Raw genomic sequence first — 6,353 nt, forward strand, 5'->3', positions numbered from 1 at the left:
GTGGATGGTCGGTCTCGGCCGTGCGCCGTGGCGCACGGGGCCGGTCATCCGAACGGGGACTGGGCCGCGATGTTCTGGATGGACGCGTGCTGCTCCTCTTCCGAAGCCGCGTAGGCCTTGGTGCTCTGGTCGATCGCTTCCTTGATGTCCATCAGGATCTGGTTGATCTTGGTGGCATCCTGGTTGACCTGGTTCTGCAGGTTGTTGTACGCGGTGGCAGCCGAGCCCTTCCAGCCGCCCGTGATCGTGTCGATCACGGTCTGCAGCCGGCGGATCTCGGACTGGATCGAGGAGCTGACCGTGGAGATCTGGCCGCTGAAGCGGACCATGCTCTCCTCGGTCATGGTGAACTGCTGTCCAGCCATCTGTTGTCCCCCATGAGACGTAGGTGTTGTGACTGGACCAGACCAGGCGCATCACCACCGAAGGGCGGCAGGCGTATCCAATCTGATCCGGTTCCACTCTAGTCGCATCCACCGACAGAACGAACATCAGATGCGTCCTGTAGCTGGATCGCGATGAACTCAACTCACCTTTTTCACAAGTGCGTTTGTTCAGTGAGAAACGAAAGTCGCAGCGCGGCCGTCGCCGGTTTTACGACCCCTGCGCCTGCTCGGCGTTGCCGCTGCTGAGTTCCGGACCGGCGGCCAGCAGGTCGGCCCACGCCGCAGGCACCGAGACGGGGCGGATCTTGCCGTAACCGAGGCGCACCTGCGAGCTGTTGGTCTGCTGCTGTCCGTCGGTGTCGGCCTTCTCGCCGCCCGTGACCTCGCTGTCGTTGCGGGCGGGGATGGAGTACCGCAGGCCGGTGTCGGTCACCAGGAAGGTGCTGCCGCCGCCCGCGTCGGTGCCCGTGACCCGCTTGAAGAGCAGGCCGCTGCCGGGCGAGACGTAGGTGCGCGAACCGCTCTGGGAGACGTCCTTCGGGTAGTCCTTGCCGGTCCAGACCGTCATCAGCGGCAGACCGGTCTGGTCGTTCTTCTGCCCGCCGTGCCACACGCTGCAGGAGACCTTGTCCCCGCCCTGCTCCCAGTACTTGTTGGACTGGGTCACCGGCTCCCTGGGCCACTTCATCTCCGACATCCATTCACCGTCCGCCGGGTGGATGGAGTTGAACTGCACATTCATCGGCTTCGGGTCGGCGCCGCCGTACACGGAATTGATCCATGTGCTGCGCAACCACATCTGGGCGGTGAAGTCCGAAATGGGCTGGATCTTGTCCTTCAGGACGATGTACTTCTGCCGCCCGGCACCCGAATCGGCTTCGAGGACCATGCCCACCTTGCCGAGGGTGGGGCCGAGGGAGTCGACCTGCGCCGCGGCTCCGGCGTCCTTCAGCTCGGGGAACTGGAGGCTTCCCACGACGTTCAGCGTCTTGACGAAGTCCGCGCTGACCTTCTGCGGCTCCGCACCGTCGCCGAACACCGCGCGCTCGATGTCCTGCGCGGTGTTGCTGTCGCCGTTGAGCCGCCACAGGTCGCCGCCGATGAGGTAGGCGTTCCCGTCCGAGGTCACCATGTAGCGGGGGCCGAACCCGATGGTCGGGTCCGTCGGTCCCTCGACGTACAGGACCTTCTTCGAGCTCAGCTGCCCGCTGTTCTCCAACAGCTTCTTGTTGTCGCTCTTGTCCAGCACGTACGTCGCGCTGACCGGCTGCTTGTCCTGCCCCGGCGCCTCGCACAGCGCCCACGTCTTGGCCGTCTTCGCGTCGTCCGCCGAGGGCAGCCGGTCGGGGGCGAAGGGGATGCCCACGGTCGCGCCCATCGGGTACTTGCTGTTGTCGAGGACCGATTCCTTGACCTTGAGGACCTGGGGGTTCTCGCCGTTCAGCAGCAGCTTGGCGGAGGCCATGTTGAGCACGGGGTGCAGGCTGGCCTTGCCGTCGCCCTTGGTCTTCACCAGCACGTAACGCGTCGTCGACTCGCTGCCGACCAGGATGTTCTTGCCCTGTTCGTCCCAGCCCTTGGGCGCGGTCGGGCTGAGCATGCCCCACGCCCCGAACCCGATGAGCACCAGCGCCGCCACCCCGAGACTCGGCAGGACGGTCTTGAGGGGACGCGGCGCGGCCTCCTCCGAACCGTGCGGAGACGGCTGCAGAAACGCCGCCACCGTGCGCCTGCGCGCGAACGAGTAGGCGTTCAGCTCATCCCGACGTGTCGCCATCGTTGGGTCAACTCCCCGTTTTTTTCGCTTTTTTTCCGAATGCGGCCGGATGCGGAATTCCCCCGGAGCCGCCCGCAGCAATGGGACGTGCGGGGCGTTTGCTCTTGCAGGGGCCTCTACTATGCCGTGTGACGATCGCACCGTACGGTACGGGGTACGGTGATGCGCCGCCAGGTCATGTCGCGGCCAGACAATGCAAAGGGGTTGTACGGGGGATGAGTACTGCGACCAGGTCGCGGCGTCGGGACGGCGGCCGCCGTACACCACAGGGAACGGACGGAAACGGGGCACCGGCACAGCGGTCCGCGGCCCCCGCCCGGGTGGGCCCCGTCTCACCGTCCCTCGCCAGACGTCCCGGCAGCATCGGCCCCATCCGGGTCCAGCAGCTGGTCGGGTTCGAGCTGGCCGCCGCCGTGATCCTGATCGGCTGGCTGCTGCGCCCCATCGGCTTCACCGTCGGCATCGTGTTGGCCGTCCCGCTGGTGCTGGCCGGACTGCTGCGCCGGCGCGGCCGCCCGCTGCCCGAGTGGTTCACCACCGCCCGCGCCCTGCGCGAGCGCCGCAAGCGCAACTCCGAGCCCGTGCCGCCCGGTACCGACCCCGGCTTCGCGCCGGCCGTCGAGTGCGACCCGGCGCTGCGCACCTACAGCTTCCAGGACCGCCGCCAGCGCGAGATCGGCATGCTCGGCGACGGCACCTTCCTCACCGCGCTCGTCCAGGTGCAGGCCGCCGACACCCCGCTGCGGCCGGCCCACGGCAGCGGCGACATCCCCCTCGACCTGATCCACGGGCTCCTTGAGGTGGACGACATCCGGCTGGCCTCCGTCCAGATCGTCCAGCACACCCAGCCCGCGCCCGCCCCGCACCTGCCCCCGCAGGCGATGGCGGTCCGCTCCTACGGCCCCCTCCAGGCGCAGAGCATGACCCCGGGCCTGCGGCTGACCTGGGTCGCGCTCAAGCTCGACCCGGAGCTGTGCCCGGAGGCCGTCCAGGCCCGCGGCGGCGGTATGGAAGGGGCCCGGCGCGCGCTGCTGCGCACCGCCGACCACCTGGCCAGCCGGCTCATGGGCGCCGGTCTGCAGGCCAAGGTGCTCAGCGAGTCGGACATCAACGCGGCCATCGCGACCTCCAGTTGTGTCAATCCGCTCGCCACGACCGGCGGTGCCGCCCTGGACGGCAGCCGTTCGGGGCGTCGTACGGCGGAGTCGTCCCGGACCTGGCGCTGCGACGACCGGCTGCACACGACGTACTGGGTCTCCCGGTGGCCCCAACTGGGCGCCGGCGGAACGTCGTTCCCGCGGCTGGTCGGTGCGCTGACCTCGGCGCCGACGCTCGCCAGCACCTTCTCCCTGACCATCAGCAAGCGGCGCGGCAGCACCCTGGCGCTGTCCGGGCACGTCCGTCTGACCGGTCGCGGTGAGAACGAACTGGGCGAGGCCGCCCAGCACTTGGAGCGGGCCGCGGCCGCCTTCAAGACCGGTCTGGTGCGGCTCGACCGTGAGCAGCTGCCCGGAGTCCTCGCCACTCTGCCGCTGGGAGGTACCCGCTGATGTCCGCTCCCACCGTTCCCGCCTCCGGCCGTTCCGGCTTCGGGTCCTCGGCGCCTGGGCTGCCCGGACAGCGGCCCGGTCATCTCCCGCGCAGCCCCGAACCGGCCCGGCAGGGCCCCGAGCGCTCGCTGCGCACCGCCTTCGGTCTGCTCGGTCCGCGGCGCGAGCGTCATCTCGTGGACGCCGACGTGCTGGACCGTATGACGCTGCCGCTCGGCGACGACGGCGTGATCCTCGGCATCGACCCCGACAACCAGCCGGCGGTGCTCGGGCTGTGCCGGCCGAGCCGGCTCGACGTGGTGCTCGTGGGCGGCACCTGGATGGCCCAGGTCATCGCGCTGAGGGCGGCGGCGATCGGCGCGCGCGTGGCCGTCGAGACCGCCCGTCCGCAGCTGTGGGCGCCGATGGCGCAGGCGGCCGGCGGCGGCCAGCAGTGCGTGACGGTGCACCAGGTGGGGCGGATCGCCCCGCAGGGCCCGTCCCCCGCGAGCCCGGTGCTCATCATCCGCGACCTCGGCATCCGCCCGCCGCGCAGCCGTCTCACCACGGCGCCCTGGCAGTCGGTGCTGACCCTGCTCCCCTATCTCGGCCCCACCGCGCCGCGGCTGCTCGGCAACGCCGATGTCGTCGGGGTACAGCGGATCTCCCCGCAGGAGTCCGAGATCGTCGGCAAGACGATGCGGCTCGGGCAGAGCGACAGCCAGTCGCTGCCGTCCCTCGCCGACAACGTGGCGCTGTGGTGCACACAGAAGAGCAGGCAGTACGTGATGACCCAGCCCACCGACGCGGAGACCGGTCTGCTCGGGGCGCCCCGCCGGATGGACTGAGCGCGAGCGCGCATGGTACGGCCAACACGGCGTCACCGCAGGCGATTTCGTGAGCGGACGGCTACAGCGTGCGACCCTTCGCAGGCCAAGTAAGGTGAACCCGCACGAGGTTCGCTCACCAGAAAGGGCCCTGACCATGGCTGACTCGGGCAACGGCGCCAAGGAGACTCCTGAGGAGATCAAGGCGCGAAAGGCCAGAGAACGGGACGAGTTGTACGGTCTGGACATCTCGGGCGTCGAGTGGCACAGCGCTCCCGGCACCGAGGAGCACGAGGAGCGCGTCGAGATCGCGTACCTGCCGGACGGCGCCGTGGCCATGCGCTCCTCGCTGGACCCGGAGACCGTGCTGCGCTACACCGAGGCGGAGTGGCGCGCGTTCGTACTCGGCGCCCGCGACGGCGAGTTCGACCTGGAACCCGCCGCACAGGACGAAGGATCCGCGGCCCAGTAGCCGTACCTCGGTCGAGACGCGGCACAGCGCTCCGGGTTCAGCGGAACACGACGACGGCCGTGGGGCGGCGGGACGGTGCGCGAAAGCGCACAGTGGACGGGCCTGCCCTGCCGACCCCTACGGCGTTTACGCTTGAGACGGGTGCGACGTCAGAACCCACGGGTGGGTTGTTCGCGTCCAGGGACACCGGACGCATCGGACAACAGCAACGGCCGCGCCCAGCCCGGCACTTGAGTGCCTCTACGGCACAGAAGTGCTCGACCACACCAGGAGGAATTGTGCAAAGCGATCGGGACGGGCTGCGCGCGGGCTGGACCACGCCCAGCGATGACCAGTCCGACGCGGAGTCCGCCGTCGAGATGACGGGCGAGTTCACCATCGACTACGCCGCACCCGCCTGGTACACGCAGAACGCGGCGGCCGAGGCGCAGGCGGCGACCGCGCCTCCCGCTCCCGAACCGGTCGCACCTCCGGCGGCCCCCGCGCCCGCCCCCGCACAACCCGGTCCCGCCGTGCCGCCCCCGCCGCCGTGGTCGGGCGCGCCCGACCGGCCGACGCCCCCGCAGAGCAGTTACCCCCCGCCGCAGCCGCCCGTACAGCAGGGCTACGGCTACCCGCAGCAGGCCCCGCAGCCACCGCAGGCCGGTTACGGCTACCCCCAGCCGCCCGCTCCGCAGAGTGGTTACGGCTATCCCCAGCCGCCGACGCCTCCGGCCCCGGAGAGCGGCTACGGCTATCCCCAGCCGCCTGCTCCGCCCGCGCCCCAGCCTCCGGCGCCGCCGACCGGTTACGGCTACCCACAGCAGGCAGCCCCACCGGCACCGACCCCGCCCGCACCCCCGGCACCGACCCCGGCACCCCCCGGCCCGCCGACCGCGGCCACCACCCCGCCGGGTCCGCCCGCCGCACCCACTCCACCCACCGCGCCGACCCCGCCCGGTCCGCCCGCGGCACCCACTCCTCCGGGCCCGCCCGCGGCACCCGTTCCCCCGGCGAACGACAGCACCCCGGCCACGGCTCCCGACGCGCCCTCCCCGAGCACCGCCCCGGCGAGCGACGCACCGGAAGCCACCACCACGGACACGTCGTCCACCGACCCCGAGCCCACGTCCGCCGACCCGCGCGCCACCGACGAGCCCACGTCCCCGGACGAGGCCGCCGCCGCGCCCGACGCGGCCCAGGCCCAGGCCCAGCAGACGGCGGCCACGGACGCGAACACCCCGGACAGCACAGGCGCAGGCACCGCCACCGAGCCCGCCCCCCCCCCCCGCGGCGCCCGAGCCCCCCCCCCCCCCCCCCCCCCCCCCCCCCCCCCCCCCCCCCCCCCCCCCCCCCCCCCCCCCCCCCCCCGCCCCCCGCCCC

At 71.4% G+C, this 6,353-nt stretch carries 6 protein-coding genes and 1 pseudogene; 4 read left to right on the forward strand and 3 right to left on the reverse strand.

Translation table 11 applies throughout. The annotated features are described in order from the left end of the window. Nucleotides 1-44: 44 nt before the first annotated feature. Both ABZ896_RS29760 and eccB read right to left on the reverse strand, forming a co-directional pair. Entirely contained in the window at nt 45-365 is a 321-nt protein-coding gene (locus ABZ896_RS29760; RefSeq protein WP_360935837.1) for a WXG100 family type VII secretion target, read from the reverse strand. 229 nt (nt 366-594) lie between these two features. Beyond that, nucleotides 595-2,163 (reverse strand): type VII secretion protein EccB, encoded by a 1,569-nt coding sequence (eccB, locus tag ABZ896_RS29765; RefSeq protein ID WP_360935840.1) that lies wholly within the window; start codon nt 2,161-2,163, stop codon nt 595-597. A 215-nt stretch (nt 2,164-2,378) separates the two neighbouring features. On the opposite strand from eccB, the gene eccE reads away from it, so the two are divergent. The 4 genes and pseudogenes from eccE to ABZ896_RS29785 form a co-directional block, all read left to right on the forward strand. Next, entirely contained in the window at nt 2,379-3,713 is a 1,335-nt protein-coding gene (eccE, locus tag ABZ896_RS29770) for a type VII secretion protein EccE (protein ID WP_360935843.1), read from the forward strand. Beyond that, entirely contained in the window at nt 3,713-4,540 is an 828-nt protein-coding gene (locus tag ABZ896_RS29775; protein ID WP_360935846.1) for a hypothetical protein, read from the forward strand. The genes eccE and ABZ896_RS29775 overlap by 1 nt, the downstream gene beginning before the upstream one ends. Nucleotides 4,541-4,676: 136 nt before the next feature. After that, nucleotides 4,677-4,991 carry a DUF397 domain-containing protein gene (locus tag ABZ896_RS29780; RefSeq protein ID WP_360935849.1) on the forward strand — a complete coding sequence of 105 codons (315 nt, stop codon included), beginning with the start codon at nt 4,677-4,679 and terminating at the stop codon, nt 4,989-4,991. Nucleotides 4,992-5,269: 278 nt separating this feature from the next. Further along, nucleotides 5,270-5,398 (forward strand): annotated as a pseudogene (locus ABZ896_RS29785) (SCO5717 family growth-regulating ATPase); the annotation flags it as partial. Nucleotides 5,399-5,784: 386 nt separating this feature from the next. Here ABZ896_RS29785 and ABZ896_RS29790 read toward each other — a convergent pair. Further along, on the reverse strand, nt 5,785-6,210 hold the full coding sequence (locus ABZ896_RS29790) for a hypothetical protein (protein WP_360935852.1): 426 nt from the start codon (nt 6,208-6,210) through the stop codon (nt 5,785-5,787). Nucleotides 6,211-6,353: the final 143 nt, after the last annotated feature.

Origin of the sequence: Streptomyces sp. NPDC047072 (assembly GCF_040643855.1) — a bacterium.
Taxonomy (GTDB): Bacteria; Actinomycetota; Actinomycetes; order Streptomycetales; family Streptomycetaceae; genus Streptomyces.

Bases quoted from the DNA above. Each gene is read 5' to 3' on its own strand.
- ABZ896_RS29775 (WP_360935846.1), top strand. From the start codon at position 3,713: ATGTCCGCTCCCACCGTTCCCGCCTCCGGCCGTTCCGGCTTCGGGTCC.
- ABZ896_RS29780 (WP_360935849.1), top strand. From the start codon at position 4,677: ATGGCTGACTCGGGCAACGGCGCCAAGGAGACTCCTGAGGAGATCAAG.
- eccE (WP_360935843.1), top strand. From the start codon at position 2,379: ATGAGTACTGCGACCAGGTCGCGGCGTCGGGACGGCGGCCGCCGTACA.
- ABZ896_RS29760 (WP_360935837.1), bottom strand. From the start codon at position 365: ATGGCTGGACAGCAGTTCACCATGACCGAGGAGAGCATGGTCCGCTTC.
- eccB (WP_360935840.1), bottom strand. From the start codon at position 2,163: ATGGCGACACGTCGGGATGAGCTGAACGCCTACTCGTTCGCGCGCAGG.